The 25,436-nt window shown below is 71.8% G+C and carries 24 protein-coding genes and 1 tRNA gene; 21 read left to right on the forward strand and 4 right to left on the reverse strand.

Annotated elements, in window-relative coordinates; genetic code table 11:
* The first annotated feature begins 20 nt into the window (after positions 1-20).
* The 11 genes from rodA to BJ982_RS17940 all read left to right on the forward strand — a co-directional run bounded on the left by rodA (position 21) and on the right by BJ982_RS17940 (position 14,218).
* Positions 21-1,148 carry a rod shape-determining protein RodA gene (gene rodA / locus BJ982_RS17890; protein ID WP_184888995.1) on the forward strand — a complete coding sequence of 376 codons (1,128 nt, stop codon included), beginning with the start codon at positions 21-23 and terminating at the stop codon, positions 1,146-1,148.
* A 55-nt stretch (positions 1,149-1,203) separates the two neighbouring features.
* Positions 1,204-3,126: a TIGR03960 family B12-binding radical SAM protein gene (locus BJ982_RS17895; RefSeq protein ID WP_184881519.1), complete on the forward strand. Its 1,923-nt coding sequence runs from the start codon at positions 1,204-1,206 to the stop codon at positions 3,124-3,126.
* A 204-nt stretch (positions 3,127-3,330) separates the two neighbouring features.
* Positions 3,331-4,110, forward strand: coding sequence for a TIGR03936 family radical SAM-associated protein (locus BJ982_RS17900; RefSeq protein WP_203959311.1), 780 nt, complete (start codon positions 3,331-3,333; stop codon positions 4,108-4,110).
* A 97-nt stretch (positions 4,111-4,207) separates the two neighbouring features.
* Positions 4,208-7,153: an Rne/Rng family ribonuclease gene (locus BJ982_RS17905; protein WP_184881520.1), complete on the forward strand. Its 2,946-nt coding sequence runs from the start codon at positions 4,208-4,210 to the stop codon at positions 7,151-7,153.
* Between the two features lie 188 nt (positions 7,154-7,341).
* Positions 7,342-7,656 (forward strand): 50S ribosomal protein L21, encoded by a 315-nt coding sequence (rplU, locus tag BJ982_RS17910; RefSeq protein ID WP_184616508.1) that lies wholly within the window; start codon positions 7,342-7,344, stop codon positions 7,654-7,656.
* 12 nt (positions 7,657-7,668) lie between these two features.
* On the forward strand, positions 7,669-7,926 hold the full coding sequence (gene rpmA, locus BJ982_RS17915; protein ID WP_184881522.1) for a 50S ribosomal protein L27: 258 nt from the start codon (positions 7,669-7,671) through the stop codon (positions 7,924-7,926).
* A gap of 202 nt (positions 7,927-8,128) precedes the next feature.
* Positions 8,129-9,478 (forward strand): GTPase ObgE, encoded by a 1,350-nt coding sequence (gene obgE, locus BJ982_RS17920; RefSeq protein WP_184881524.1) that lies wholly within the window; start codon positions 8,129-8,131, stop codon positions 9,476-9,478.
* A 154-nt stretch (positions 9,479-9,632) separates the two neighbouring features.
* A complete protein-coding gene (gene proB / locus BJ982_RS17925; protein WP_373869675.1) occupies positions 9,633-10,697 on the forward strand; it encodes a glutamate 5-kinase in 1,065 nt (354 codons plus the stop codon).
* A complete protein-coding gene (locus tag BJ982_RS17930) occupies positions 10,690-11,994 on the forward strand; it encodes a glutamate-5-semialdehyde dehydrogenase (protein WP_184881529.1) in 1,305 nt (434 codons plus the stop codon). Before proB ends, BJ982_RS17930 begins: the two co-directional genes overlap by 8 nt.
* Before the next feature lie 34 nt (positions 11,995-12,028).
* Complete coding sequence (locus BJ982_RS17935) at positions 12,029-12,226, forward strand: hypothetical protein (RefSeq protein WP_311772277.1); 198 nt, start codon at positions 12,029-12,031, stop codon at positions 12,224-12,226.
* A 141-nt stretch (positions 12,227-12,367) separates the two neighbouring features.
* Positions 12,368-14,218, forward strand: a complete 1,851-nt coding sequence (locus BJ982_RS17940; RefSeq protein ID WP_184881531.1) for a protein kinase domain-containing protein — start codon at positions 12,368-12,370, stop codon at positions 14,216-14,218.
* A gap of 75 nt (positions 14,219-14,293) precedes the next feature.
* On the opposite strand, the gene BJ982_RS17945 is transcribed toward BJ982_RS17940, so the two are convergent.
* A complete protein-coding gene (locus tag BJ982_RS17945; protein ID WP_184881534.1) occupies positions 14,294-15,316 on the reverse strand; it encodes a M48 family metallopeptidase in 1,023 nt (340 codons plus the stop codon).
* A gap of 144 nt (positions 15,317-15,460) precedes the next feature.
* On the opposite strand from BJ982_RS17945, the gene nadD reads away from it, so the two are divergent.
* A complete protein-coding gene (gene nadD / locus BJ982_RS17950; RefSeq protein ID WP_184881536.1) occupies positions 15,461-16,072 on the forward strand; it encodes a nicotinate-nucleotide adenylyltransferase in 612 nt (203 codons plus the stop codon).
* A gap of 30 nt (positions 16,073-16,102) precedes the next feature.
* On the opposite strand, the gene BJ982_RS17955 is transcribed toward nadD, so the two are convergent.
* The gene (locus BJ982_RS17955) at positions 16,103-16,681 is read right to left on the reverse strand and encodes a hypothetical protein (protein WP_184881538.1); all 579 of its coding nucleotides are present in this window, start codon (positions 16,679-16,681) and stop codon (positions 16,103-16,105) included.
* Between the two features lie 71 nt (positions 16,682-16,752).
* On the opposite strand from BJ982_RS17955, the gene BJ982_RS17960 reads away from it, so the two are divergent.
* The 4 genes from BJ982_RS17960 to BJ982_RS17975 all read left to right on the forward strand — a co-directional run bounded on the left by BJ982_RS17960 (position 16,753) and on the right by BJ982_RS17975 (position 19,825).
* Positions 16,753-17,559, forward strand: coding sequence for an arginase family protein (locus BJ982_RS17960; RefSeq protein WP_184881540.1), 807 nt, complete (start codon positions 16,753-16,755; stop codon positions 17,557-17,559).
* 109 nt (positions 17,560-17,668) lie between these two features.
* Positions 17,669-18,076, forward strand: coding sequence for a ribosome silencing factor (gene rsfS, locus BJ982_RS17965; protein WP_184881542.1), 408 nt, complete (start codon positions 17,669-17,671; stop codon positions 18,074-18,076).
* The gene (locus BJ982_RS17970) at positions 18,069-18,725 is read left to right on the forward strand and encodes a histidine phosphatase family protein (protein WP_184881544.1); all 657 of its coding nucleotides are present in this window, start codon (positions 18,069-18,071) and stop codon (positions 18,723-18,725) included. The genes rsfS and BJ982_RS17970 overlap by 8 nt, the downstream gene beginning before the upstream one ends.
* Before the next feature lie 182 nt (positions 18,726-18,907).
* A complete protein-coding gene (locus BJ982_RS17975; protein WP_184881546.1) occupies positions 18,908-19,825 on the forward strand; it encodes an SPFH domain-containing protein in 918 nt (305 codons plus the stop codon).
* Between the two features lie 102 nt (positions 19,826-19,927).
* On the opposite strand, the gene BJ982_RS17980 is transcribed toward BJ982_RS17975, so the two are convergent.
* Complete coding sequence (locus BJ982_RS17980; RefSeq protein ID WP_184881548.1) at positions 19,928-20,389, reverse strand: ATP-binding protein; 462 nt, start codon at positions 20,387-20,389, stop codon at positions 19,928-19,930.
* Between the two features lie 38 nt (positions 20,390-20,427).
* Positions 20,428-20,715 carry a hypothetical protein gene (locus tag BJ982_RS17985; protein WP_184881550.1) on the reverse strand — a complete coding sequence of 96 codons (288 nt, stop codon included), beginning with the start codon at positions 20,713-20,715 and terminating at the stop codon, positions 20,428-20,430.
* Between the two features lie 267 nt (positions 20,716-20,982).
* On the opposite strand from BJ982_RS17985, the gene BJ982_RS17990 reads away from it, so the two are divergent.
* The 5 genes from BJ982_RS17990 (at position 20,983) to BJ982_RS18010 (ending at position 25,247) form a co-directional block, all read left to right on the forward strand.
* Positions 20,983-22,266 (forward strand): helix-turn-helix domain-containing protein, encoded by a 1,284-nt coding sequence (locus BJ982_RS17990; RefSeq protein ID WP_184881551.1) that lies wholly within the window; start codon positions 20,983-20,985, stop codon positions 22,264-22,266.
* Between the two features lie 229 nt (positions 22,267-22,495).
* Positions 22,496-22,816 (forward strand): PadR family transcriptional regulator, encoded by a 321-nt coding sequence (locus BJ982_RS17995; RefSeq protein WP_239123317.1) that lies wholly within the window; start codon positions 22,496-22,498, stop codon positions 22,814-22,816.
* Positions 22,813-24,117 (forward strand): tetratricopeptide repeat-containing protein, encoded by a 1,305-nt coding sequence (locus BJ982_RS18000; protein WP_184881555.1) that lies wholly within the window; start codon positions 22,813-22,815, stop codon positions 24,115-24,117. The genes BJ982_RS17995 and BJ982_RS18000 overlap by 4 nt, the downstream gene beginning before the upstream one ends.
* On the forward strand, positions 24,114-25,064 hold the full coding sequence (locus BJ982_RS18005; RefSeq protein ID WP_184881557.1) for a sugar phosphate isomerase/epimerase family protein: 951 nt from the start codon (positions 24,114-24,116) through the stop codon (positions 25,062-25,064). The genes BJ982_RS18000 and BJ982_RS18005 overlap by 4 nt, the downstream gene beginning before the upstream one ends.
* A 110-nt stretch (positions 25,065-25,174) precedes the next feature.
* Positions 25,175-25,247: transfer RNA gene (locus BJ982_RS18010), tRNA-Ala, on the forward strand.
* The last annotated feature ends 189 nt before the right edge of the window (positions 25,248-25,436 follow it).

Below are 25,436 nucleotides of genomic sequence, written 5' to 3' on the forward strand. Positions count from 1 at the left end.
TCCCGCGGAACCGCTCGCTGATGCGCAGGGCCGTCGGCGCGCACTCGGCGGTGTGGCGGGCCGACGGCGTGCTGCTGGTCGCGGTCATGGCGCTGTCGGTCATCGGCACGCTGCTGGTGTGGTCCTCCACCCGCACCTGGGCGGCGGGCGCGCCGACGGGCATGGTCAAGAAGCACGTGCTCAACCTGGTCATCGGCTGGGTGCTGTGCGGCATCGCGGCCCTGGCCGACCAGCGCACGCTGCGCATCTACGCCCCCGCGGTGTACGGGGTGGCGCTGCTCGGGCTGCTCGCGGTGATCACCCCGCTGGGGTCCACGATCAACGGGTCGCACTCGTGGATCCTGCTCGGCGGCGGGTTCGCGGTCCAGCCGTCGGAGCTGGCCAAGCCCGCGCTGATCCTCATGCTGTGCGCGCTGCTGGCCGAGCCCGCGCCCGGCACCGACCGGCCCCGCCCGCTGGACCTGCTGCTCGCCATGGCCGCCGCCGCGATCGCCATGGGGCTGGTCATGCTCCAGCCCGACTTCGGCACCACGATGGTGCTCGCCGTGATCACCGCCGCTTCCATGATCTTCGCGGGCCTACGCAAGCGCTACATCGTCGCGCTGGCCGCGCTGGCGGGGGCGGGCGCCGCGGCCGTGTGGCTGTTCGGCCTGCTCAAGCCGTACCAGATCGCCCGGTTCACCGCGTTCATCGACCCCGCCAACGACCCGCGCGGCGCCGGGTACAACAGCACCCAGTCGCTGATCGCCATCGGCTCGGGCGAGCTGTTCGGCAAGGGCCTGTTCCACGGCGGGCAGACCACCGGCAGGTTCGTCCCCGAGCAGCACACCGACTTCATCTTCACCGTCGTGGGGGAGGAGTTCGGGTTTCTCGGCTCGATCGCCGTCGTCGCGCTGCTCGGCGTGATCCTCCTGCGGGGGCTGCGCATCGCCCGCCAGTGCGAGGACCGCTTCGGGGCGCTGGTCGTGGGCGGGATCGTCTGCTGGTTCGCCTTCCAGACGTTCGTCAACGTGGGCATGACGATCGGCATCATGCCGATCACCGGCGTCCCGCTGCCATTCGTGTCCTACGGAGGGACGGCGACGTTCGCCAACATGATCGCGCTGGGCCTGCTGCAGGCCGTCCACATCCGCGAGCGGGCGTTCTGACCGCCCTGGGACGCGCTGGCGCGAGCCGTGGCGCGCAGGAACTACCCTTGGAGTCATGTCTGTCGAGTCGCTGTTTCCCCGTCTGGAACCGCTTCTGCCCAAGGTGCAGAAGCCGATCCAGTACGTAGGGGGTGAGCTGAATTCGACCGTCAAGGACTGGGACGAGGCGAGCGTCCGCTGGGCGCTCATGTACCCCGACGCGTACGAGGTCGGCCTGCCCAACCAGGGCGTCCAGATCCTCTACGAGATCCTCAACGAGCTGCCCGGCACGCTCGCCGAGCGCACCTACGCCGTCTGGCCCGACCTTGAGGCCCTCATGCGCGAGCACGGCGTGCCGCAGTTCACCGTCGACGGCCACCGCCCGGTGCGCGCCTTCGACGTGCTCGGCGTGTCCTTCTCCACCGAGCTCGGCTACACCAACCTGCTGACCGCCCTCGACCTGGCCGGCATCCCGCTGGTCGCCGCCGACCGCGGCGAGGACGACCCCGTCGTCCTGGCGGGCGGGCACGCCGCGTTCAACCCCGAGCCCATCGCCGACTTCCTGGACGCCGCCGTGCTCGGCGACGGCGAGCAGATCTGCATCGCGATCTCCGAGGTCGTCCGCGAGTGGAAGGACGAGGGCCGCCCCGGCGGGCGCGACGAGCTGCTCCTGCGCCTGGCCTCCACCGGCGGCGTCTACGTGCCGAAGTTCTACGACGTCGAGTACCACGCCGACGGCCGCATCAAGCGCGTCGCGCCGAACCGCTCGGGCGTGCCCTGGCGGGTGCAGAAGCACACGGTGATGGATCTCGACGAGTGGCCCTATCCGAAGAAGCCGCTGGTCCCGCTGGCCGAGACGGTCCACGAGCGCTTCAGCGTCGAGATCTTCCGCGGGTGTACGCGCGGCTGCCGGTTCTGCCAGGCCGGCATGATCACCCGCCCGGTGCGCGAGCGGTCGATCACGACGATCGGCGACATGGTCGAGGTCGGGCTGAAGGAGTCCGGCTTCAACGAGGTCGGCCTGCTGTCGCTGTCCAGCGCCGACCACTCCGAGATCGCCGAGGTCGCCAAGGGCCTGGCCGACCGCTACGAGGGAAGCGACGTCGGCCTGTCGCTGCCCTCCACCCGCGTCGACGCCTTCAACATCGACCTGGCCAACGAATTCTCGCGCAACGGCCGCAGGTCCGGCCTGACGTTCGCGCCCGAGGGCGGGTCCGAGCGCATGCGCAAGGTGATCAACAAGATGGTCACCGAGGAAGACCTGATCCGCACCGTCACCGCCGCCTACGGCCAGGGCTGGCGGCAGGTCAAGCTCTACTTCATGTGCGGCCTGCCCACCGAGACCGACGAGGACGTCCTCGGCATCGCCGACCTGGCCAAGAAGGTCATCAAGGCCGGCCGCGAGGCCACCGGCACGCGCGACATCCGCTGCACCGTCTCCATCGGCGGGTTCGTGCCGAAGCCCCATACCCCGTTCCAGTGGGCCGCCCAGTGCGACCACGAGACCGTCGACGCCCGGCTGCGCAAGCTCAGGGACGCCCTGCGCTCCGACAAGGAGTACGGCAGGGCCATCGGCTTCCGCTACCACGACGGCCAGCCCTCGATCGTCGAGGGCCTGCTGTCGCGGGGCGACCGGCGCGTCGGCGCGGTCGTGCGGGCCGTCTGGGAGGACGGCGGCCGGTTCGACGGCTGGAGCGAGCACTTCTCCTACGACCGGTGGATGTCCTGCGCCGAGCGGGCGTTCGCCGGGCAGCCCGTGGACGTCGACTGGTACACCACCCGCGAGCGCGAGGAGGTCGAGGTGCTCCCGTGGGACCACCTGGACGCCGGCCTCGACCGCGAGTGGCTCTGGCAGGACTGGCAGGACGCCGTCGGCGGCGCCGAGGTCGAGGACTGCCGGTGGACTCCCTGCTACGACTGCGGGGTCTGCCCCACCATGGGCACCGAGATCCAGATCGGCCCGACGGGGAGAAAGCTGCTCCCGCTGACGGTCGTCTGACCCGCCGAACGGAAGCAAACACCGCCCGTAACCGTTGCACCCTGTAGGTCGTTCGTCACACCGGCCCCCGGGCCGGGACAGGGAGGGTCGCCAGGCTCATATCCTGGAGCGACGGCCACGGCAGCGACACAGGAAAGGATCACTTAGCTGAAGAACCCCGTTCCTGATGGGCCCCCGCCCGCGCCGGTGGTGCAGCGCCTTCGGGTGCGTTACGCCAAGCGTGGCCGCCTGCGGTTCACCAGCCACCGAGACGTCACGCGCGCCATCGAGCGCGCGGTGCGCAGGGCCGGCATTCCCGTCGGCTTCAGCGCGGGATTCACCCCCCATCCGAAGATCTCATACGCCGGCGCAGCCCCCACCGGGGTGGCCAGCGAAGCCGAATACCTGGAGATCGGCGTCGTCACGACCTGCGCGCCGGACCGGTTGCGCGGCGAGCTCGACGCCTCCTTGCCGCCCGGTCTGGACGTCCTGGACGTGGTGGAGTCGGCCGGCGGCAGCCTGGCCGAGCGGCTGCAGGGCTCGATCTGGGAGGCCCGCCTCCCCGGGATCGAGCCGGCCGAGGCCGCCGAGGCCGCCGCGCTGTTCATGGCGGCCGAGCGCGTCGAGGTCGAGCGGCTGACCAAGAAGGGCCCGCGTCGCTTCGACGCGCGCGAGGCGGTCGTCTCGCTGACGGCGGAGGACGCCGTCGCGCAGGCGGCTCGCCAGGGAACGGGTGAAACGGCGGACCGGGAGCCCGGCCCGCCATGTGCGATACTTCGTATGGTTGTTCGGCACGTTACGCCCGCCGTTCGACCCGACGACGTGCTCACGGGGCTGCGTCTCGTGGCCGCCTTCGCGCCGCCGTCACCACCACTGGTGACCAGGCTGGCGCAGGGTCCGCTGGAGGCGCGCACCGGTGCAATGGCCGACCCGCTCGACCCGGACCGCGACGCTCGCGGCGGCGAGCCGGGACCGGCTGTGCGGCAGGTCGAAGACCACGGATAGGACTTGGCGCCGGGCCCCGCGGCCTGGCGCACAGCGAGAGACGAGAGCTCCCGCGCGGCGCGGAGACGCGCCCGGGAGCTGACGGGAGAACGCCCGCATGCTCGACAACGAGCCCATCGCCGGGGCCCTCGGCCCCGACGGGGATACAACATCACACCAGGAAACCAAGCCGGTCCGGCGCCGCCGCGCGGCGAGCCGCCCGGCCGGCCCGCCGCCGGAGGAGGCCGAGACCGCCGCCCCGGCGGAGACGCCCGCCGCGGCGAGCGCGCAGGCTCCGGCGGAGGTGTCCGTACAGGCTCCGGCGCAGCCGGTCGAGGACGCCCCCGTGGAGGCCGCGCCGGTCAAGCGCACCCGCGCCCGTACCACGAGGAAGGCGGCCGAGGCCGCCGAGGGTGAGGCCCCCGCCGCCAAGCCCGCCAGGACGTCCCGGGCCAAGGCCGCCAAGGACGCCGACGGCGAGGACGAGGCCGCGCCGGTCAAGCGCACCCGCGCCCGTACCACCAGGAAGGCCGCGGAGGCCGCCTCCGCCGAGCCGCAGGCCGTCGCCGAGACGCCCGCCCCTGAGCCGGTCGTGGAGCCCGCCGAGGCCGCTGAGGCCGCCGCGCCGGCGCGCCGCAGGCGCACCCGCAAGACCGCCGAGACGGCGGCCCCGGACGCCCTCCAGGCCCCCGAGCCCGGTGCGGCCCCGGCGGAACGATCCAGGGTCGAGGCCGCGGCCAAGGCCGAGGTCGCCGCCGCGATCGCCGAGTCGATGCCGGTCAACGAGCCCTTGGACGACGAGCCGGTCGGCGAGGACGTCGACGACATCGCCGGCGCCGAGCAGGCCGGAACCGGCGAGGACCGGGGCCAGAGGCCGCTGTTCGCCGATCCGTTCGGACTCGGCGCGCTGGCCGAGGCGCGTGCCACGGCCCCCGCCGTCACCTTCCAGGCCCCCGCGGCGGTCTTCCAGCCGGTCTTCCAGGCGCCCGAGCCGCGCGCGGCCGTGCCGCCCGTCGTGCTCCCGCCCCAGCAGCGCCCCGAGCCCGCCGACGAGGAGGCCGAGGAGCCGGAGGACTCCGCCGAGGGCCCGCAGGACGACGACGGCGAGGACGACGACCAGGGCGGCCGTCGCCGCCGCCGTCGCCGTGGTGGCCGCGGCCGGGGCAAGGCGCGCGAGCACGACGAGGCCGAGGACGGCGAGGAGGACGAGGACGGCAGGCCGGCCGACGCCGCCGAGGGTTCGGCCGAGGCCGACGCCCAGCGCCGCGACAAGGACGACCAGGAGGACGACGAGGACGGCGGCTCCTCCTCGCGCCGGCGCCGCCGCCGTCGCCGCAGGGGCGGGGACGAGGCCGAGGCGGCGTCCGACGATCCGCCGAACACCGTCACCCGCATCCGCGCCCCCCGCGCCGGGCGTCCCACCTCGGTGGACGAGGTGCAGGGCTTCCGCGGCTCCACCCGCCTGGAGGCCAAGAAGCAGCGCCGCCGCGAGGGCCGCGAGCAGGGCCGCCGCCGGCCGCCGGTGATCACCGAGTCGGAGTTCCTGGCCCGCCGGGAGTCGGTCGAGCGCGTCATGGTCGTGCGCCGCCAGGGCGGGCGCACCCAGATCGCGGTGCTGGAGGACGGCGTGCTCGTCGAGCACTACGTCGACCGCGAGGCGTCGCAGTCCTACGTCGGCAACGTCTATCTGGGCAAGGTGCAGAACGTCCTGCCGTCCATGGAGGCGGCGTTCATCGACATCGGCAAGGGCCGCAACGCCGTGCTGTACGCCGGTGAGGTCAACTTCGACACCGCCGGGCTGGAGGGCCAGCCCAAGCGCATCGAGGCGGCGCTGAAGTCGGGCCAGTCGGTGCTCGTCCAGGTCACCAAGGACCCGATGGGGCACAAGGGCGCCCGCCTGACCAGCCAGATCAGCCTGCCGGGCCGCTACCTCGTGTACGTGCCCGACGGTTCGATGACCGGCATCAGCCGCAAGCTCCCCGACAAGGAGCGCACCCGTCTCAAGACCATCCTGAAGAAGGTCATGCCGGAGAACGCCGGCGTGATCGTCAGGACCGCCGCGGAGGGCGCTTCGGAGGACGAGCTCGACCGGGACGTGGCCCGCCTGTCGGCGCAGTGGGAGAACATCCAGCGCAAGGCCAAGTCGGCCAGCCCGCCCGAGTTGCTGTACTCCGAGCCCGACCTGACGATCCGCGTGGTCCGCGACGTCTTCAACGAGGACTTCTCCTCGCTGGTGGTGTCCGGCGACGAGGCGTGGGGCACGGTGGACGAGTACGTCCGCTACGTCGCGCCGCACCTGGCCGACCGGCTCACCAAGTGGGAGGACGGCGACGTGTTCGCCGCCTACCGCATCGACGAGCAGATCGCCAAGGCCATGGAGCGCAAGGTGTGGCTGCCGAGCGGCGGCTCGCTGGTGATCGACCGCACCGAGGCCATGACCGTCGTGGACGTCAACACCGGCAAGTTCACCGGCCAGGGCGGCAACCTGGAGGAGACGGTCACCAAGAACAACCTGGAGGCGGCCGAGGAGATCGTCCGCCAGCTCAGGTTGCGCGACATCGGCGGCATCATCGTCATCGACTTCATCGACATGGTGCTGGAGAGCAACCGCGACCTGGTGCTGCGGCGCATGCTGGAGTGCCTGGCCCGCGACCGCACCAAGCACCAGGTGGCCGAGGTCACCTCGCTGGGCCTGGTGCAGATGACGCGCAAGCGTGTCGGCCAGGGGCTGCTGGAGGCGTTCTCCACGCCGTGCGAGTGCTGCAACGGGCGCGGGCTGATCGTCTCGACCGAGCCGGTCGAGGGCAAGCCCGAGCCGCGGGGCACGCAGGGCAAGATGGCGATCGAGAAGGCGGTGGCCGACAAGCTGGACAAGGCCAAGGCCGACGCCGACAAGATCCTCAAGGAGGGGGCGGTCGGTGTGGCGGTCGCGGCCAACGGCGAGGGCGGCCGGGACAGCGTGACCGGCGCGCTCGGCGGCTCCGAGGACGGCGCCGTCCCGGCGTCCGCCCGGGGGCGCCGCCGCTCGCGGAAGGTCACCAGGCCTGCCGGGCCGGCCGAATAGGCCGGCCCTCCGGCGTACCGTCCGGTTCGACCAAGGACCCCGCAATCCGGTATCCTGGTCAATCGGTGCGTCCGGTGGCGCGCTCAGCTACGCGCGCCTGCTCGGTTCGCCGGTCGTGTTATATCGACGGGAGCTGGACGCAAGAGGCGCAGCGTTCAGCAGCAATCAGCCAGGAGAAGGGTTCCGCGGTGTACGCGATCGTTCGTTGCGGCGGCAGGCAGCAGAAGGTCTCCGTCGGTGACGTCCTCGAGGTGGACAAGGTCGCCGGTGAGGTCGGCTCCACGGTGTCGCTGTCGCCGGTGCTCGTCGTCAACGACGGCGATGTCACCACAGACGCAGCCACGCTTGGCAAGTACGAGGTGACCGCCGAGATCCTCGGCGAGACCAAGGGTCCCAAGATCCACATCCTCAAGTACAAGAACAAGACCGGTTACAAGAAGCGCCAGGGGCACCGCCAGCGGTACACCCAGGTGAAGGTGACCGCCATCAACCCCGGGAAGTAGTGGTAGCGAACCATGGCACACAAGAAGGGCGCCTCGTCCACGCGGAACGGCCGTGACTCCAACGCCCAGCGGCTCGGCGTCAAGCGTTTCGGCGGGCAGCTCGTCAACGCCGGCGAGATCATCGTCCGCCAGCGCGGCACCCACTTCCACCCGGGTGACAACGTCGGCCGTGGCGGCGACGACACGCTGTTCGCGCTCGTCGCGGGCCACGTGAAGTTCGGCAACAAGCGCGGTCGCCGCGCTGTGAGCATCCTCCCGGCCGCGGAGTAATTCCGCCGGACCGGTAATTGGCCCTCGCTTGGGCGGGGGCCGGCAGTCGCGTTGATGAGGCGGATCGGCTTTCTCGATCCGCCTCATCGTCGTGATGGCGCAGGTCGTACGGCGTCGCAAGAGGTCGTGAGGGGGCGCCCGCGAGCGTGCGGACACGCCGCGGCGTGGGGCGTTAAGGTACGCCGGCGAAAAGGGAGTGACGGTGGCGGAGTTCGTCGACCAAGTGGTCCTGCACATCAAGGCCGGTGACGGGGGCAACGGCTGCGCGTCCGTCCACCGGGAGAAGTTCAAGCCGCTCGGCGGCCCCGACGGGGGCAACGGCGGGCGCGGCGGCGACGTGATCCTGGAGGTCGACCCGAACACCTCCACGCTGCTCGACTACCACCACCGTCCGCACCGCAAGGCCGGCAACGGCAAGCAGGGCATGGGCTCCAACCGCGACGGCGCCACCGGCGAGGACGTCCTGCTGAAGGTCCCGAACGGCACGGTCGTCAAGAACGCCAGGACCGGCGAGGTGCTGATCGACCTGGTCGGCTCGGGCACCCGCTACGTCGTCGCGCAGGGGGGCTTCGGCGGGCTCGGCAACGCCGCGCTGGCCTCCACCAAGCGCAAGGCGCCGGGGTTCGCGCTGCTCGGCGAGCCCGGCGACGAGATGGACGTCGTGCTGGAGCTGAAGACCGTCGCCGACGTGGCGCTGGTCGGGTACCCGAACGCCGGGAAGTCCTCGCTGATCGCGGCGCTGAGCGCCGCCCGGCCCAAGATCGCCGACTATCCGTTCACGACGCTGGTGCCGAACCTCGGCGTCGTGACCGCGGGCGAGACCGTGTTCACCGTCGCCGACGTGCCGGGGCTGATCCCGGGCGCCTCGCAGGGCCGCGGGCTCGGGCACGAGTTCCTGCGCCACGTCGAGCGGTGCTCGACGATCGTCCACGTCCTGGACTGCGCCACCCTGGAGCCCGGCCGCGACCCGCTGAGCGACTTCGAGGTCATCGAGGGCGAGCTGGCCGCCTACGGCGAGCTGCACGACCGCCCGCGCCTGGCCGTGCTGAACAAGGCGGACGTGCCCGAGGCCCGCGAGCTGGCCGAGATGGTGCGCCCCATGCTGGAGGAGCGCGGGCTGCGCGTCTTCACGATCTCCGCGGCCACCCACGAGGGCCTGCGCGAGCTGTCGTTCGCCGTGGCCGAGATGGTGGCGGCGGCGCGGGCGGCCAAACCGGTCGAGGAGCCCACGCGGCTGATCATCCGGCCCCCGCAGTACGGTGACGTCCAGTTCCAGGTCCGGCGGGTCGACGAGCACACCTTCCAGGTCACCGGCGAGAAGCCCGAACGGTGGATCCGCCAGACCGACTTCTCCAACGACGAGGCCGTCGGCTACCTGGCCGACCGGCTGGAGCGGCTCGGCATCGAGAAGGCGCTCGGCGAGGCGGGGGCGACCGAGGGCGCGGAGGTCGTGATCGGCCCGATGGAGGGCGGCTACGTCTTCGACTGGCATCCCACCCTCGACGCGGCGGCCGTCCCCGGGCCACGGGGCAGCGACAACCGCATCGGGTGAGCCCCGCGGGAACGGGGACGACGGACGGGACCGGGCAGCGGTCCCGAGGCGAGTGAAAGGTACGAAGGTGGACAACACCGGCCGGGGACGGGTCGCGGCGGCGGCGCGTCTGGTCGTCAAGGTCGGGTCGTCGTCGCTGACGACGCCGCAGGGCATGATCGACGTGGACCGCGTGGACGCCCTCGTCGACGTCCTCGCCGCCCGGGCCCGCGCCGGCACGCAGATCATCCTCGTCTCCTCCGGCGCGATCGCGGCCGGGCTAGGCCCGCTCGGCCTGAGCGCCCGCCCGCGGGACCTGGCGACCCAGCAGGCTGCCGCGTCCGTCGGGCAGGGGGTGCTGGTCGCCCGCTACACCTCCTCCTTCGCCCGCTACGGCCTGCGCGTGGGCCAGGTGCTGCTCACCGCCGACGACATGATGCGCCGCTCCCACCACCGCAACGCCCAGCGCACACTGGCGCGGCTGCTGGAGCTCGGCATCGTCCCGGTGGTCAACGAGAACGACACCGTCGCCACCGACGAGATCCGCTTCGGCGACAACGACCGCCTGGCCGCGCTCGTCGCCCACCTGCTGCACGCCGACGCGCTGGTGCTGCTGTCGGACGTGGACGCCCTGTACGACGGCGACCCGCGCCAGCCGGGGGCGCGGCGCATCCCCCTGGTCCGCGGGCCCGAGGACCTCGACGGCGTGGAGCTCGGCAGGTCGGGCCGCGTCGGCACCGGCGGCATGATCACCAAGGTGGAGGCGGCCCGCATCGCCACCGGCGCGGGCGTCCCGGTCGTGCTCACGGCCGCCGCCCACGCCGCCCAGGCCCTGGCCGGGGCGGACGTCGGCACGTGCTTCCAGCCGGACGGCCGCCACCCCGGCACCCGCCTGCTGTGGCTCGCCCACGCCACCACCGGCCGGGGCCGCCTGCACCTGGACGCCGGGGCCGTGGCGGCCGTGGTCGGCCGGCGCATGTCCCTGCTGCCCGCCGGGGTGACGCTCGTGGAGGGCGACTTCACCGCGGGCGACCCCGTCGACCTCTGCAGCCCGCACGGCACGCCGGTGGCCAGGGGGCTGGTCAACTTCGACGCGGCGGAGATCCCCGACCTGCTCGGCCGTTCGACCCGCGAGCTGGCCGCCAGCCTGGGCCCGGAGTACGAGCGCGAGCTGATCCACCGCGACGACATCGTCATACTGGACCCCGTCACCGAGAGCAGGAGCGCGAGGCATGTCTGAGGCCGAGGACTTCGTGAAGGTCGCCCACGCCGCGAGGGAGGCCGCCGCCGCGCTCGCGCCGCTGCCTCGTGCTCCGAAGGACGCCGCGCTGCGCGCCGTCGCCGACGCCCTGGTGGCCCAGGCCAAGGAGATCGTCGAGGCCAACGCGCTCGACATCGAGGCCGCCCGGCAGGGCGGCACCGCCGAGGCCATGATCGACCGGCTGCGCCTGGACGAGCGGCGCGTCGAGGCCATCGCCGCCGCGGTCCGCGAGGTCGCCGACCTGCCCGACCCGGTCGGCGAGGTCGTGCGGGGGACCACGCTGCCGAACGGGCTGGAGCTGCGGCAGGTCCGCGTGCCGCTCGGCGTCGTCGGCATCATCTACGAGGGCCGTCCCAACGTCACCGTCGACGCCGCCGCGCTGTGCCTCAAGAGCGGCAACGCGGTGCTGCTGCGCGGCTCCTCCAGCGCCTACCGCTCCAACTCGGTGCTGGTCACCGTCATGCAGGAGGCCCTGGCCGGCACCGAGGTGCCCGCCGGCGCCGTCCAGCTCGTGCCCGGCACCACCCGCGAGTCGGTCAAGCACCTCATGCGGGCCCGCGGCCTGGTCGACGTGCTCATCCCGCGCGGCGGCGCCTCGCTGATCAACGCGGTGGTGGAGGAGTCCACGGTGCCGGTCATCGAGACCGGCGTGGGCAACTGCCACGTCTACGTCGACGCCGACGCCGACCTCGGCCTGGCCATGGAGATCCTGGTCAACGCCAAGACCCAGCGTCCGTCGGTGTGCAACGCGGCCGAGACGCTGCTCGTGCACGCGGCCGTCGCCGACGCCTTCGTCCCGGCGGCCCTGGCCCGGCTCGCCGCCGAGGGCGTGACCGTCCACGGCGACGAGCGCGTCGCCTCCTACGGCGCCTCCTCGGGGGCGGACGTGCGGCCGGCCACCGACGAGGACTTCCAGAAGGAGTACCTGTCGCTGGACATCGCCGCCGCCGTCGTCGACTCGCTGGAGGGGGCCGTCGCGCACATCCGGCGCTACGGCTCGGCGCACACCGACGCCATCGTCACCCGCTCCCAGCGGGCCGCCCGCCGGTTCGTGGCGCTGGTGGACTCGGCGGCGGTGGCGGTCAACGCCTCCACCCGGTTCACCGACGGCGGCGAGTTCGGGTTCGGCGCCGAGATCGGCATCTCCACGCAGAAGCTGCACGCCCGCGGCCCCATGGGCCTGCCCGAGCTGACCTCCACCAAGTGGGTGTACACCGGCGAGGGCCACCTGCGCACCTCCACCGGCACGGTCATCGCCGCCGAACGCGCCGAGTGATCGGCGTGTCGCTGCCTGTGATCGGCGTGCCCCGGTGCTTGACTGGTCCGTCATGGGACTCGTCTTCGCCTTCGGGTACGCCATCGCGGTGGTGGTGGCCGCCGACCGGCTGATGCTGTGGCTGGAGCGCCGCGGTCACGTGAACTGGCGGCGCAGGGGACGCAAGTCCCTGGCGGCGAGCCCCAGCGTCCGTCTGGACAGCCTTTTCGAGGAGCGGCCCGGCGCGCGCTAGCCGTCCGGCTCCGCGAACGTGGGCGGGATGCGGCACCTATCCCGGCGTGTCCGGAAGAACCCGCGGCATGACATCCGGCGCGCCGCCGCGGATTATGGACGGATCGCCGCTATGGTGGCGTCTCCTATGGGTGGACGGCGAGTGGGCGGCCTTGGAAGGGTCGGCCCGTACTCCATGGTCGAGCGCCTCGGTCGCGGTGGCATGGGCGAGGTCTATCTCGCCGTCGGCAAGCGCGGGGAGAAAGTCGCCGTCAAGATCCTTCGCGACCCGATCGGAGACGATCCCGAGGCGCGATTACGGCTGGACCGCGAGGTGCGGGCGCTGCGGCGGGTGGAGAGCCCGTACGTGGCCAGGGTCCTGGACTGCGACCTGTCCGGCCACCGTCCCTACCTCGTCATGGAACACATCGAGGGGGAGACCCTCCTCGACGCGGTCCGGCGGAGCGGGCCCCTCTCGGGCGCCCAGCTGATCGACCTCGCCCGGGGTCTGGCCGCCGCGATCGCCATCATCCACGCCTGCGGAGTGATCCACCGCGACGTCAAACCGGCCAACGTGGTGCTCGGCCCGGACGGCCCCGTGCTGATCGACTTCGGCATCGCGCAGGTGTCTGACGCGACCCGGCTCACGATGACCGGCACGTTCCTCGGCACGCCGGGGTACTCCGCGCCGGAGGTCTTCGCCGAGGAGGAGGTCGGCGAGCCGTCGGACGTCCATTCGTGGGCGGCGACGGTCGGGTTCGCCGCCACCGGGCGCCCGACGTTCGGCGGGGGCACGGTCGAGGCGCAGATGTACGCGGTGCTCGACGGGCGCGCGGACCTTGCAGGCGTGCCCGGCTCGCTGCTGCCGCTGGTGCGGGCCGCGCTGAACCGCGAGCCCGCCAAGCGGCCCAACGCCGCGCTGCTCGCCGACCGGTTGTCCCGCCTGGCCCGCGCCACGGCCCCCACCCGGTCACGCACCGGCACGCGCGGCGCCGACCCGTCGCGCACGGGTTCGCGCGGCGCCGACCCGTCGCGGACGGGCACGCGCGGGGCCGACACACCGCGTCCCGGTACGCGCGGGGCCGACACACCGCGTCCCGGTACGCGCGGGGCCGACACACCGCGCGCGGACACGCCGCGTCCCGGGGCGCGTTCCCGGGGCGAGGAGGCGGCCGTGCGCGCCGAGGAGCCGCCCGCGCGGGAGGACGGCGCGGCGGACACCCCGTCCGGCGCGCGGAGGAAGCCCGCGCAGCCGCGCCGTCCGGCCCGACCGCCGGCGCCCGCCGACCGCGCCCGCCGCACGCCCGCCGAGGCGGCAGGGGCCACGGCCGCGGAACGCGTCCGGCGCGCGCCCGGCGACCAGGCGGCGGCCGGGGCGACCGGTTCCCGGGAGCGGGCGCGGCGGACGGCCGCGAACGTCAAGGAGCGGGCCAAGGCCGGCGTCCGCCAGTCGGTGCTCGGCGCGGGGGCGGCCCCGGCCACCGCGGCGCCGCCCGGCGGCGCGGTGCTGATCATGCTGGCGATGGCGGCCGTCCCGTGCGTCGTGGCGTCGGTGATCTGGCCGCTGGCGACGTTCGCGATCACCGGGGCGTTCTGCGTGCTGGCCCGCGCCTGGTGGGGCGGGCACTGGCTCGTCAGACGGCGCAGGTCGGCGCGGGTGCGCGGCACGCTGCGGGTGGTGTCGTTCCCCGTGACGCTGATCGGGGCGGCGCTGACCGCCGCCGTGTGGCCCGGCGTGCCCGCCGCCGCCATCGCCGCGTCGGCGTTCTGGGTGGCGGCCGGCGGGCACATGGACGACGGATGGTGGACCTGGTCCGGCCCCATGACGGTCGCGGGGGTGGTCTTCGGCGTCGTGTGCGGCGGGATCGTCGGCCGTGAGGTGGAACGCGTCGGCGGCCACCTGCCCGACCTGCGCCGGGAGGGGTTGCGTGCGCTGTCGGTGCTCGGCGGGTTCGTCGCGCTGTGCGCCGCCGCCGTCCGCGTGCTGGCCTGGGTGCTCCCGCACGCGTTCTGATAAGCCGGGCCTTTCAGGGCCGGCGGCGTCGCCGGGCGGCGCGCCGCCGGACCCGGCCGGGGGCGGCGCGCCCGGTCAGTTGCTGCCGTCCCGGCGGGCGAACCTGTTGAAGATGCGCTCACCGGCGTTGACGGCGCCCTCCGCGACGTCGCGCAGCACGCCGATGAACGGGTCCTGGGACTGGGCCCACGACTCGCGGTAGGAGCGCGCGGCGGCCTTGACCTCTTCGGAGATGCTGGCGTTGGCGTCGTCCTCGCGGCGCGGGTAGTTGCCGGCCAGGATGGCCTCGTACTCGCCGCCGCGCCGCCAGCGGTCCAGCTCGGCCACGCGCATCACCGCGAACGGGTGGGTGGTGCCGAGCAGGTTGAGCACCTTGAGCAGGCCGTCGCGCACGTCACCGGCGGTGTCGTACTCGCGGGCCTGGTCGAGGAACGCCTCGATGTTCATCTCGTGCAGGCGCGAGCCGCCCGCCAGCTTCATCAGGGCGCGCATGCCGGCCTCGGGGTCCTGGCCGCAGAGCAGACCGCCACGGTCGGCGGAGAGCTCGGCCTTGCGGTGCCATTCCTCAAGGGCGGTGACGATGATGCGCAGCCCGATGTAGCCGAGCGGGATCCACGCCACGCGGGTGGCGAGCCGCGTGAGGATCGCCAGCATCGTGCCGTAGACGGCGTGCCCGGACAGGATGTGCGAGGTCTCGTGCCCGACGACGAAGCGCAGCTCCTCTTCGTCCATGAGGTCGAGCAGGCCCGTGTTGACCACGATGAACGGGTCGTCGAAGCCGATCGCCATGGCGTTCGGCTTGGGGTCCTGCTGGACGTAGATCTCCGGGATCCGGTGCAGGTCCAGAAGGTAGGCGCTGTCGCGCCCCATGTCGTACAGGGCGCGGAACTGGGTCTCGCTGGCGCGCACGGAGGAGGCGAGGAACATCAGCCGCAGGCGACGCTCGCTGAACAGGCCGGACATGCGCTTGAGCACGGAGTCGAAGCCGGACAGGGAGCGCATCGCGACCAGGGCCGAACGGTCGGCCGGATGTTCGTATGCCCGCGAACTGATGCCGGGCAGTTGTACGCGGTTGCGATCCGGGGTGGTGGTGGTCATGGTCGGCATGCTACGTCCGGCCGCCTGCCCGCGCGCGGCGTTGCCGGACGCCTTTCGCCCGCGCGGAGGCGGACCCGCGGCGCGGGCGTCCGGGGCCGGGGGCGGCCTCATGGGCCCGCCGGCGCGCGCGTTAGGGTCCCTCGCATGAGAAACGGGGCTCCCATCAGGCGGCTCGGCGTGATGGGCGGGACGTTCGACCCGATCCATCACGGCCACCTGGTCGCGGCCAGCGAGGTCGCCCACCACTTCGACCTCGACGAGGTGGTGTTCGTGCCCACCGGGCAGCCGTGGCAGAAGGCGGACAAGACCGTCTCCGCCGTGGAGGACCGCTACCTGATGACGGTGATCGCCACCGCCTCCAACCCGAGGTTCTCGGTCAGCCGGGTGGACGTCGACCGGCCGGGACCGACGTTCACGATCGACACCCTGCGCGAGATCGCCGCCATCTACGGGCCGGAGGTGGAGCTGTACTTCATCACCGGCGCGGACGCCCTGGCGCAGATCCTGAGCTGGCGCGACGCCGACGAGCTCTTCACCATGGCCCACTTCGTCGGCTGCACCCGCCCCGGGCACGTCCTGCACGACCCCGGCCTCCCCAAGGGAAGGGTCAGCCTGATCGAGATCCCCGCGCTCGCCATCTCCTCCTCGGAGTGCCGCCAGCGCGTCGCCGCCGGCGAGCCCATCTGGTACCTGGTCCCCGACGGAATCGTCCAGTACATCAACAAACGCGGCCTCTACCGCGACCCGGAGCACTGACCCCTGACGGGAATGCGGCGGCGGGTCTCCTCAGTACAGGTTCGGGGGATTGCCCTTGGTCTCGATGACCCGTCGGGTCTGGCCCTCCCACTTCGAGATGAGATCGCGCCATTCGGGGGAGTGTAAATAGTCGTCCACCGGCGTGGACGCATCGAATTCCGGCATATAGGTACCGATTACGCCCTTGTCCAGCACGCCGTCGACGATCACGCCCGACTCCCGCAGGATAAGGATGGGCAGGCCGAGCTGGAAGGCCATCGCCGGCTCGATGTGGGACCACGGGCTCGTGAGCCATTGGCCGGTGATGGGGCGGGCCGGGCGGTCGGGCAGGTCCGTCAGGTGGTTCACGACGGCCCGCTCGATGTAGGTGCGGCGGAACGCGACGGTGATCATGCCGTTCGACTCCAGCATCAAACGGCGGATCGCTTTCAGGGGAGCGTCCATGTCGTAATCGGTCACGCCCAAAGTGCGCGGCGCGAAACCCCGGTCGTCGAGATACGCGCGGAGCGCCTCGATGAACTCTTCCTGCCGGGAGTTACAAGGGTTCGGATGGCTCAGAAAGACGGAGATCTTGAACCTGGGCCGGGAGGATGACCACCTGCTGGGCACGGGGGCAGGCTACCGCGATCCGCCGCGATAAACCCGCTGACATAACGATGCCGGTCTCCTATCGTCGCCCCATGACGACGGTCTTATGCGTGCCGCAGTGGCAGGGATCCGGCGCGGAGGGGGCGCCGCGGCTGGTGGAGGGGGCGCGGCGTGCCGCGGAGCTGGCCGGGGGCGGGGCGCGGGTGACGGCGCCGGTGCTTGAGGCGCCCGGAGAGCACCGGGACGGGGTGCGGGCGCTCGACGTGCTCGTGGAGAACCTGCGGCTGACCCGGCGGGCCCTGGACGGGATCGACGACGTGGTGGTCACCGTCGGCGGCGACTGCGGCGCGGACCTGGCGCCGATCGCCGCCGCGCGCGCCCGGTACGGCGACGAGCTCACGGTGCTGTGGATCGACGCCCACCCCGATCTCTACCTGCCGCACACCGTCCCGACCGGCGCCTTCCACGGGATGATCCTGCGCACCCTGCTCGGGGAGGGGCCCGCCGAACTCGTCCCGGCGTGCCCGCTGGCGCCCGAGCAGGTGATCATCGCGGGCGTGCGGGCGGGAGACCCCGTCGAGCGCGAGTACCTCGGCAGAGCGCCCGTCCGGACGTACGGCGTGGCCGAGCTGGACGAGGCGGTCGACGGGCTCAGCGGGCCGGTGTACGTGCACATCGACCTGGATGTGCTGGACCCGGGGTCGTTCCGCTCCGTCTGCTACCCCGAGCCGGACGGGGTCGTGCCCGAGGCGCTGGCCGAGGCTGTGGCGCGACTCGATCACGTCGTCGGGGCCGCCATCACCGAGCACGCGCCGCCCGACGGGCCGGCCGACCCCGGCGAGGCCGAGGTGATCCGCCGGATCGCGGCGGCGCTGCCGGTGTGGAACGGCGGCCGGTGAACGTCGAAGTGGTAAATGCCAGCGGGCCGTTGGGCCAAGCCACGCGGGAATCGCTAGATTGGATTGTACCGTCGAGGCCAGAATCCGCACCGGAGGAACAACCCACATCGTGACAGCATCTGAGAGATCGCTCCAGCTCGTGGCTCTCGCGGCCGAGGCCGCGGCCGAGAAGCTGGCCGACGACATCATCGCCTACGACGTGAGCGAGCAGCTGGTCATCACCGACGCCTTCCTGCTCTGCTCCGCCTCCAACGACCGGCAGGTCCGCGCCATCGTCGACGAGATCGAGGAAAGGCTGCGAATCGAGGCCCACGCCAAGCCGGTGCGGCGCGAGGGGGAGCGCGAGGGGCGCTGGGTGCTGCTGGACTACCTCGACATCGTGGTCCACGTCCAGCACGAGGAAGACCGCACCTTCTACGCCCTGGAGCGCCTCTGGAAGGACTGCCCCGCCATCGCCCTCCCGGACAGCGTCACGCGGGTGGCTGCCCAGCGGTCGCGCGGGACGGCAGGTGAGTGACCGGCGGGGCGCAGGCCGCCGCGTCGTCTTCTGGCGCCATGGGCAGACGCTCTGGAACGTCGAGCACCGGTTCCAGGGCCACACCGACATTCCCCTGGACGAGACCGGCCTGGCGCAGGCCGCCCGGGCCGCCGCGCTGCTCGCCGCCCTGCGGCCCTCGCTGATCGTCTCCTCCCACCTTCGGCGCGCCCAGGACACCGCGTCCGCGCTCGGCGCCCTCGCCGGGCTCGACGTCAAGGTCGACAAGGATCTGCGCGAGCGTGGCGGCGGCGAGTGGGAGGGCCTGACCCGCGCGGAGATCGCCGCCGGGTGGCCCGCCGAGTACGCCGCCTGGGAGGCTCCGGGCGGCGAGGAGGTGAGCGAGGTCGCTGACCGGGTCGTGGCCGCCACACGCCGCTGGCTCGCGCACCTGGAGGACGGCGGCCTCATGGTCGTCGCCTCGCACGGCGCCGCGATCCGCCTGGGCCTCGCCCGCCTGCTCGGCCTGCCCGAGGGGCTCTGGTCGATCCTCGGCGGCCTCGGCAACTGCGCCTGGTCCGTCGTCCACGAGGGCACCAGCGGCTGGCGCCTCCTCGAACACAACGCGGGAACGCTTCCGGAGCCGGTCAACAGCGACGACCGCCCCGAATCCGCCCCCATCGCGACCTGACCCCCACGTCGACAGGCTCGGTGCGGACTCCGCGCCGGGCCTTCGTCATGCGCCCGCCGGGGTCCTCACCGGCCCTGGGTCGGCGACCGGCCGTGACGGACGGGGCCATGGCGCGGATTACGATGACAATGTGTGGTCGGCCACGTGTTCCATCTGGCCGACAGGCACCCGGGGGGTGCGAAATGGCCATCTTCTATGTGATCCTCGTGGTCCTGATCCTGGGCACGGCGTTGCTGGCGGCGAGCGTGCGCGTGGTCCGGCAGTTCGAACGGGGCATCGTCTTCCGGTTCGGGTGCGTGCGATCGGCGATCCGCGGACCCGGGCTCGCGCTGCTCGTGCCGATCGCCGACCGCCTGGAGAAGGTCAACCTGCAGATCATCACGATGCCGGTGCCCGCCCAGGACGGCATCACCCGCGACAACGTGACGGTTCGCGTGGACGCCGTCGTCTACTTCAACGTCGTCGACCCGATGCGGGTGACCATCGACGTCCAGGACTACATGTCCGCCATCGGCCAGGTCGCGCAGACCTCGCTGCGGTCGATCATCGGCAAGAGCGACCTGGACGACCTCCTGTCCAACCGGGAGCAGCTCAACCAGGGCCTGGAACTCATGATCGACAGCCCGGCGCTGGGCTGGGGGGTCCACATCGACCGCGTGGAGATCAAGGACGTGGCGCTGCCGGAGTCGATGAAACGGTCGATCGCCCGCCAGGCCGAAGCCGAACGGGAGCGGCGGGCCCGCGTCATCACCGCCGACGGCGAACTACAGGCCTCGGCCAAGCTGAGCCAGGCCGCGGAGGCGATGACACAGCACCCGGCCGCGCTGGAGCTCCGCCTGCTCCAGACCGTCGTCGAGGTCGCCGCCGAGAAGAACTCGACGCTCGTCCTGCCCTTCCCGGTGGAACTGCTCAGGTTCCTGGAGCGAGCCGCGCCCGGCGAGGAGACGCCCGGTGAAGAGCCCGGCCGGTCGGCCGCAGCCGCGCCGTCCGGCACGGCGCCCGCCCAGGACGACGGCCCATCGATCTCGATCACGCCGCACGTCCCGGACGCCCGCCGCTCCGAGGAGTCCACGCCCGTCGTCGGACACCCTGGCCGCTAGGCATTTCCGCGCAAGGGTCCGAGGCAGAACCACGCCGCGATCACAGCGCCCCGGGCGACGGCCGCCGTCCTGAAAATGGGCCTCGCTGCGCTCGGGCTGTGTTCATGAGAGGCTGCCGCGCCTCACTCTCGCCTCCGGGTCCTGAGCTGATCGGGGGAGGGGGACCTCGGGCAACGCCCACCGCGCCCACACGACCTTGCCAGGCCGGCCGGCGAGGAAGACGACCCCCGACTCCGTAGCCAGAGCGGCCACGATGGAAAGCCCACGCCCGTGGACCGCTTGCGGTCCTGGAGTGAGACGCCGAGGCCGGCCGCCCCCGTGATCGGTGACACGGACCCACAGCTCATGAGCCGATCGCCACAGCGCGAGCTGTATCGGGGGCGCGCCGTGGGAGATCGCGTTGGCGAGCGTCTCCGCCACCACCAGCTCGACGTCATCGGCCACGTCCATGAGAAACCAGGAGGTGAGGGTCGCCCGCACCTTGTGCCGTGCCGCGCGTACCTCCGCGGGGTTGTACGGCACTTCCCACGTGGCCACTTCCACCCCGCCAGGGATCGTGATCACGGCTGCTCCTCCGAGGCTGCCGCGATCTTCGCGGCCGTTCATGCCACCCTCCGCTGCCGGGGGGCCTCCGGCGGCATGATCTCCGCCTCCACCGCCCGCATCCGCTCGCACAGTTCTTCGACGCTCCGCGCGTCCTCGATCAACGGTTCGGTCTGCCAGACCGCGATGGCGTAGAACCGGCGGCTCCACAGCCCGTACATGACGTGCCACCCTGGCTCCATCCGGTCGAGCAGGTCGGCCGCCGCCTTCTTGTCCTGGTCCCAGAGCCGGGGGCGGACCTCGGTGACGAGGACACCCGGTGCGTGCCGTCCGCCCGGCCGGCTCATGCCGCCGCTCCCCGCCGGTACGGGGCGCGACGGCGGAGGCCGGTGTCACCCTGGGTTTCTATGACGCGAATACCGCTTATTTTGGACATTCAGCGGGAACCTCAATTTCTAATCAAATACATCCGTATGGTGCGGTCATCGCCTGTGGGGGTGGCGTTTGCGCGTCCGTTTTCGGTGACGCGCTGCCATAGTGGGAATCATCCGCGAGGACGGCGGAAGTCCGACCTGGTGAACGGGCACGTTCACCAGCCGATCACCAGGAGTCCGATGGCCGATCTTTCTCCCGCCTGGCCGCGATTCGGCGCCGCTCTGCGCCAGTGGCGCGAGTCCCGGCGAATGGGGTTACGCGAGACCGCGTCGGTGATCCACATCGATCATTCGCTGCTCAGCAAATGGGAGACGGGTCAGCGCCCCGTACCGGCCGAGCATGCCGCCCGCTTGGATGCCGCCCTCGGTGCAGAGGGGCTGATAACGGCACTTCACGCCGCAATCACCGAATCGGATGAATTGCGAAGTACGCTGCTGGAAAAGCAGCTCACTTCTTCCGGTGAGGACACCATGGAACGACGTGCGGCCATGCAAATCCTGACAGCCATCGGCGCGGGTGCGGCAATACCCGCGAACGCCTTGGAGGACGTCTTCGCCGCGATCGAGCGCGCGACCGGTGACCGCCTCGACCTGGACGACTGGGAACGCAGGCTCTACGAGTACAGCCATCTGATCACCAGGCGGCCGGTGGGATTTCTGATCAATGACCTGACCGCCGACGTACTCGCTCTCGGGCGCATCCTCGAACGGGGCCAGTCGCCCAGCGCGCAGGCCGGGTTGCTCCGTGTCGGAGCAGGGCTCTCCGGGCTGCTGGCGACGGAGTTCGGAGACACGGGGGACCGGCGTGCCGCGCGCCTCGCGTGGCGGTCCGCTCGCCGTGCCGCCGACGCCTCAGGTGATCGCGAAATGTCGGTGTGGGTCCGTGCGAAGGAGGCATCCGATACACGCCATGCGGATGTTCCGTTCCACGTCGTCGCGGAGTTGGCGGATCAGGCCGTCCAGATAGCGGATGGAGTACCCAGCTATGGGCATATGCGGGCGCACTCCGTCCGCGCATGGATAGCGGCCGAGCGGGGTGACCATGCCATGGCCCGCGCCGAGCTGCAAGCCTTCGTCCAGACCTTCGAGAAACTTCCTGACAGATCCGGCCCGAACATCGACCCTGCGGCTTTCGGACTGGCAGAGGCTTATGTGCTATGGCAGATAGCGCACGTTCACACGCGTACCGGGCACGAGAGGGCAGCGGAATCCATTGATCAGGCGCTCGCTATCTATCCGAGAGACGCACAAGGGCCCAGATTGCTCCTACACCTCATCCGTTCCGCTGACCTCGTACGGCACCGCGAGATCGACGAGGGGATCGGCCATGCCTTGGAGACGCTCCAGAGAATGCCCGTGACCACTCCGAGGGCACGGCATATGGCGGCCGAAGTCTTCGCCGCCCTGCCGGACAAGGCCAGGGGGCTGCCCGCCGCCCGAGAGTTGCGCAAGCTCACGGCGTAGGGGGCTCCGAAAGCAGCCGATACTTATACGCGCCGTCGGCCGCCTCGCCGGGTCTACGTGCGCACCTGGTCGCAGGTGTCCGCCAGGTGGGGGTGAACTCCCCAATGAACACGGTCCGAGCGAAGCGAGGCCCGTTTCCCGGGCGGCGGCAGTGCCGGGGCGCTGTCGAAGGTCGTGAGGGTTGACCAACCCGGACCCCTATGTAAAAGTTTTACGTATGCCTCCGCAGATGACAGTGGCCGTGGTGACGTTGCTCAAGGTGTTTCTTGAGGATCCGGGGCGGGAGCGTTACGGCTATGACCTCATGAAAGAGACCGGGTTTCCGAGTGGGAAGATCTATCCGCTGCTGGCCAGGCTGCGCGGGGCGGGGTGGCTGGCGGTGGTCGAGGAGGACGTCGACCCGGCCGTGGCGGGGCGGCCGGCGCGGCGCGGGTACCGGCTGACCGACGACGGGATCCAGGTGGCGCGGCTGGAGCTCGCGAAGCTCAGCGAGCGGCTGCGGCCGTCCTCGGGCCTCGGGGCCCTGCGACCGGAGCAGGGGTTGCGGTGAGCGGCTTCCTGTCCGGACTGAGCGCCGTGGTGGCGTTCGCCGGGCTGCTCGGGGCCGCCGTCGTCGTCAACCTGGTGAGCGAGGAGGTACGGATGCGCCTCGAAAGGCTACCCTTCGTGATCTTACGTCTCGCCGCGCGCCGGATCCCGCCGGAGTTACGCGACGAGATCTACGGCAACACGTTGCTGCCGGAGCTGCACTACCTGCTCAGCGAAGAGACCGGATCGGGGCCGATAACCCGGCTGGTCGCCGCGAACCGGTGGGCGTTGTCCATGTTCGTGCGCCAGGGCGGCTCGCGCACGGCGAAGGGGCTGAACGCGTGCGCCCCTCCCGTCATGGACGGGTTCGAGGACATCCGCCAGCTTCCCCGGAGCCGGCGCAAGCGCTTCGAGGCGCTGACCACGCGGCTGGGCGAGCTGTGCGACCGTCCCGCCGAGATCTTCGAGGACGACGCCCTGGCCCGCCTCGTGTCCGGCGTGGCCATCGCCTGTGAGGCCCTCGTCAACGACCGGGCCGAGCGGCGGGCCCTGGCCCTCGCCGTGCCGCTCATCGCCGGCTCGCATCCGCTGACCCGGCGGCTGGGCCACGACCACCCCGCCGTCCTCAACCTGCGCCGCGCCCACGCGCACGCGCGGCTGCAACTCGGCCATGCGGACGCCGAGAGGCTGCTGCGCGAGCTGTACCAGGACGAGACCCGTGCGTACGGCCACGACGACCCGCGAAGCTTCCGCACGTTGCACCTCCTCATGTGGGCGGTGGCGAACGCGGGCCGCCTCGAAGAGGCCGAGGCCGGACTGCTCCTCCTGGAAGCGCGCATGGGGCGCCAGGCGGGCCTCGATCTGCCCTTGCTCCTGCACGTCCGGTGCAAGCGGAGCTGGATCCAGAGCGAGCTGGGCAAGCGGGACGCGGCGGTGGAGGGCTACAGCGGGGTCATCGCGGGCCGTTCGGGCGAGCTGGGCGCCACGCACGGCGACACCTTGGACGCCATGCACAGCCTCGGCAAGCTGCGCGTCCGGGCGGGTGAGGGCACGTGGGCCGTGGCCACCCTCGCCCGGGCGTACGCCGAGCGCAGGCGCCTGCAGGGGCGTCGCCATCCCGACACCCTGGAGACCGAGAAGTACCTGGCCCTGGCCCGCTTCCAGGCCGCCGGAGACGAGGGCGCGTTCGCGCGCCGCCGGCTGCTGTGGCGGCTCCGCCGGATCCGCAGGGCGCAGATCCGCTCGCGCGAGGCCGCCCACCCCGACACGCTCGACACCCAGCGCTGGATCACCTCGCTCACCAAGCCCCTGGAGACGTCATGAAGCTCGGCCTGCTCACCGCGTGCCTGGGCGCGCAGTCGCTGGACGAGGTCGCCGCGTGGGCCTCCCAGGCCGGATACGAGGCCCTGGAGATCGCGACCTGGCCGAAGGGCACCGGGCACGTCCACCAGGCCGCGCACCTCGACGTGGAGAACTTCTCCGCGGCCGACGCCGAGCGGGTCCGGGAGCTGATGGACCGGCACGCGCTCACCGTCCCCGCGCTGACGTACTGCGACAACAACCTGCATCCCGACGAACGGCGGCGTGAGGCGATCCACCGGCACCTGCGGTCGGTCATCGACACCGCGGCGGCGCTGCGGGTGCCGTACGTGTGCACGTTCGTCGGGCGGGACGTCACCCTGCCGGTGGCCGACAACCTCAAGCTCGCCGAACGGCACCTGCGCCCGCTCGCCGAGTACGCGGCCGGGCGCGGCGTGGGCCTGCTCGCCGAGAACTGCCCGATGGAGGGCTGGCATCCCGACGGCTACCCCGGCAACCTCGCCTACTCGCCCGAGCTGTGGGACTGGATGTCCGGCCTCGGCTTCCGCCTCACCTACGACCCCTCCCACCTGCCCTGGCTCGGCATCGACCCGATCGACGCCCTGCGGTACGCCCTGCGGCGCGGCATGGTCGCCCACGTCCAGGCCAAGGACATCGAGATCGACGAGCGCGCCCGCACCCGCCACGGCGTCTTCGGCAAGACCGCCGAGCGCGCCTCGCCGACCGACGTCGGATGGTGGCGCTACCGCGTCCCCGGCCGCGGCGTCATCGACTGGAACCGCGTCATCGACACCCTCTACGACCACGGCTACGACGGCACCGTCGCCGTTGAGCACGAAGACCCGATTTGGGGCGGCTCCCTGCCCCGAATCCACCAGGGCCTGCGGATCGCCGCCGCCACCTTGCGCCCGTTCATCACCCCCGAGATTGGCGACGCCTCCTCTCCGTGACGCGGCGGCCCCGAGGGGTTTCCGGGGCGGATGGTGTCAATTAGGTGAACGAGGGGCTGTGGCTATATGCTCTCCGAGCGCCGTGACGGGAGTACCCATAGCGGCGACAAGGGGCTATAGCGCAGTTGGTAGCGCGCCTCCATGGCATGGAGGAGGTCTGGGGTTCGAATCCCCATAGCTCCACTTCCGATGAAAGCCCAGGCCGGGAATCGTTTCCTCGCCTGGGCTCGCTCGTTTCCCAGGCTTTCGCCGTCCGGAGGGGCGGCGAGTCGGCCATTCACGCCTTGTTGGGCGTGCTCCCGTGACAGACGCACCCTTGACCGTGCCGAACCCCCGTGTTCTGCTGATGTAACTAGTTGCTGTAACTAGTTA

This window comes from Sphaerisporangium siamense, from assembly GCF_014205275.1.
Lineage (GTDB): Bacteria > Actinomycetota > Actinomycetes > Streptosporangiales > Streptosporangiaceae > Sphaerisporangium > Sphaerisporangium siamense.

Excerpts from the sequence above, each read along its gene's own strand:
- rodA (WP_184888995.1), top strand. The coding sequence starts at position 21 with ATGCGCAGGGCCGTCGGCGCGCACTCGGCGGTGTGGCGGGCCGACGGC.
- BJ982_RS17895 (WP_184881519.1), top strand. The coding sequence starts at position 1,204 with ATGTCTGTCGAGTCGCTGTTTCCCCGTCTGGAACCGCTTCTGCCCAAG.
- BJ982_RS17905 (WP_184881520.1), top strand. The coding sequence starts at position 4,208 with ATGCTCGACAACGAGCCCATCGCCGGGGCCCTCGGCCCCGACGGGGAT.
- rpmA (WP_184881522.1), top strand. The coding sequence starts at position 7,669 with ATGGCACACAAGAAGGGCGCCTCGTCCACGCGGAACGGCCGTGACTCC.
- proB (WP_373869675.1), top strand. The coding sequence starts at position 9,633 with ATGATCGACGTGGACCGCGTGGACGCCCTCGTCGACGTCCTCGCCGCC.
- BJ982_RS17930 (WP_184881529.1), top strand. The coding sequence starts at position 10,690 with ATGTCTGAGGCCGAGGACTTCGTGAAGGTCGCCCACGCCGCGAGGGAG.
- BJ982_RS17945 (WP_184881534.1), bottom strand. The coding sequence starts at position 15,316 with ATGACCACCACCACCCCGGATCGCAACCGCGTACAACTGCCCGGCATC.
- nadD (WP_184881536.1), top strand. The coding sequence starts at position 15,461 with ATGAGAAACGGGGCTCCCATCAGGCGGCTCGGCGTGATGGGCGGGACG.
- BJ982_RS17960 (WP_184881540.1), top strand. The coding sequence starts at position 16,753 with ATGACGACGGTCTTATGCGTGCCGCAGTGGCAGGGATCCGGCGCGGAG.
- BJ982_RS17975 (WP_184881546.1), top strand. The coding sequence starts at position 18,908 with ATGGCCATCTTCTATGTGATCCTCGTGGTCCTGATCCTGGGCACGGCG.
- BJ982_RS17985 (WP_184881550.1), bottom strand. The coding sequence starts at position 20,715 with ATGAGCCGGCCGGGCGGACGGCACGCACCGGGTGTCCTCGTCACCGAG.
- BJ982_RS17990 (WP_184881551.1), top strand. The coding sequence starts at position 20,983 with ATGGCCGATCTTTCTCCCGCCTGGCCGCGATTCGGCGCCGCTCTGCGC.
- BJ982_RS17995 (WP_239123317.1), top strand. The coding sequence starts at position 22,496 with ATGACAGTGGCCGTGGTGACGTTGCTCAAGGTGTTTCTTGAGGATCCG.
- BJ982_RS18005 (WP_184881557.1), top strand. The coding sequence starts at position 24,114 with ATGAAGCTCGGCCTGCTCACCGCGTGCCTGGGCGCGCAGTCGCTGGAC.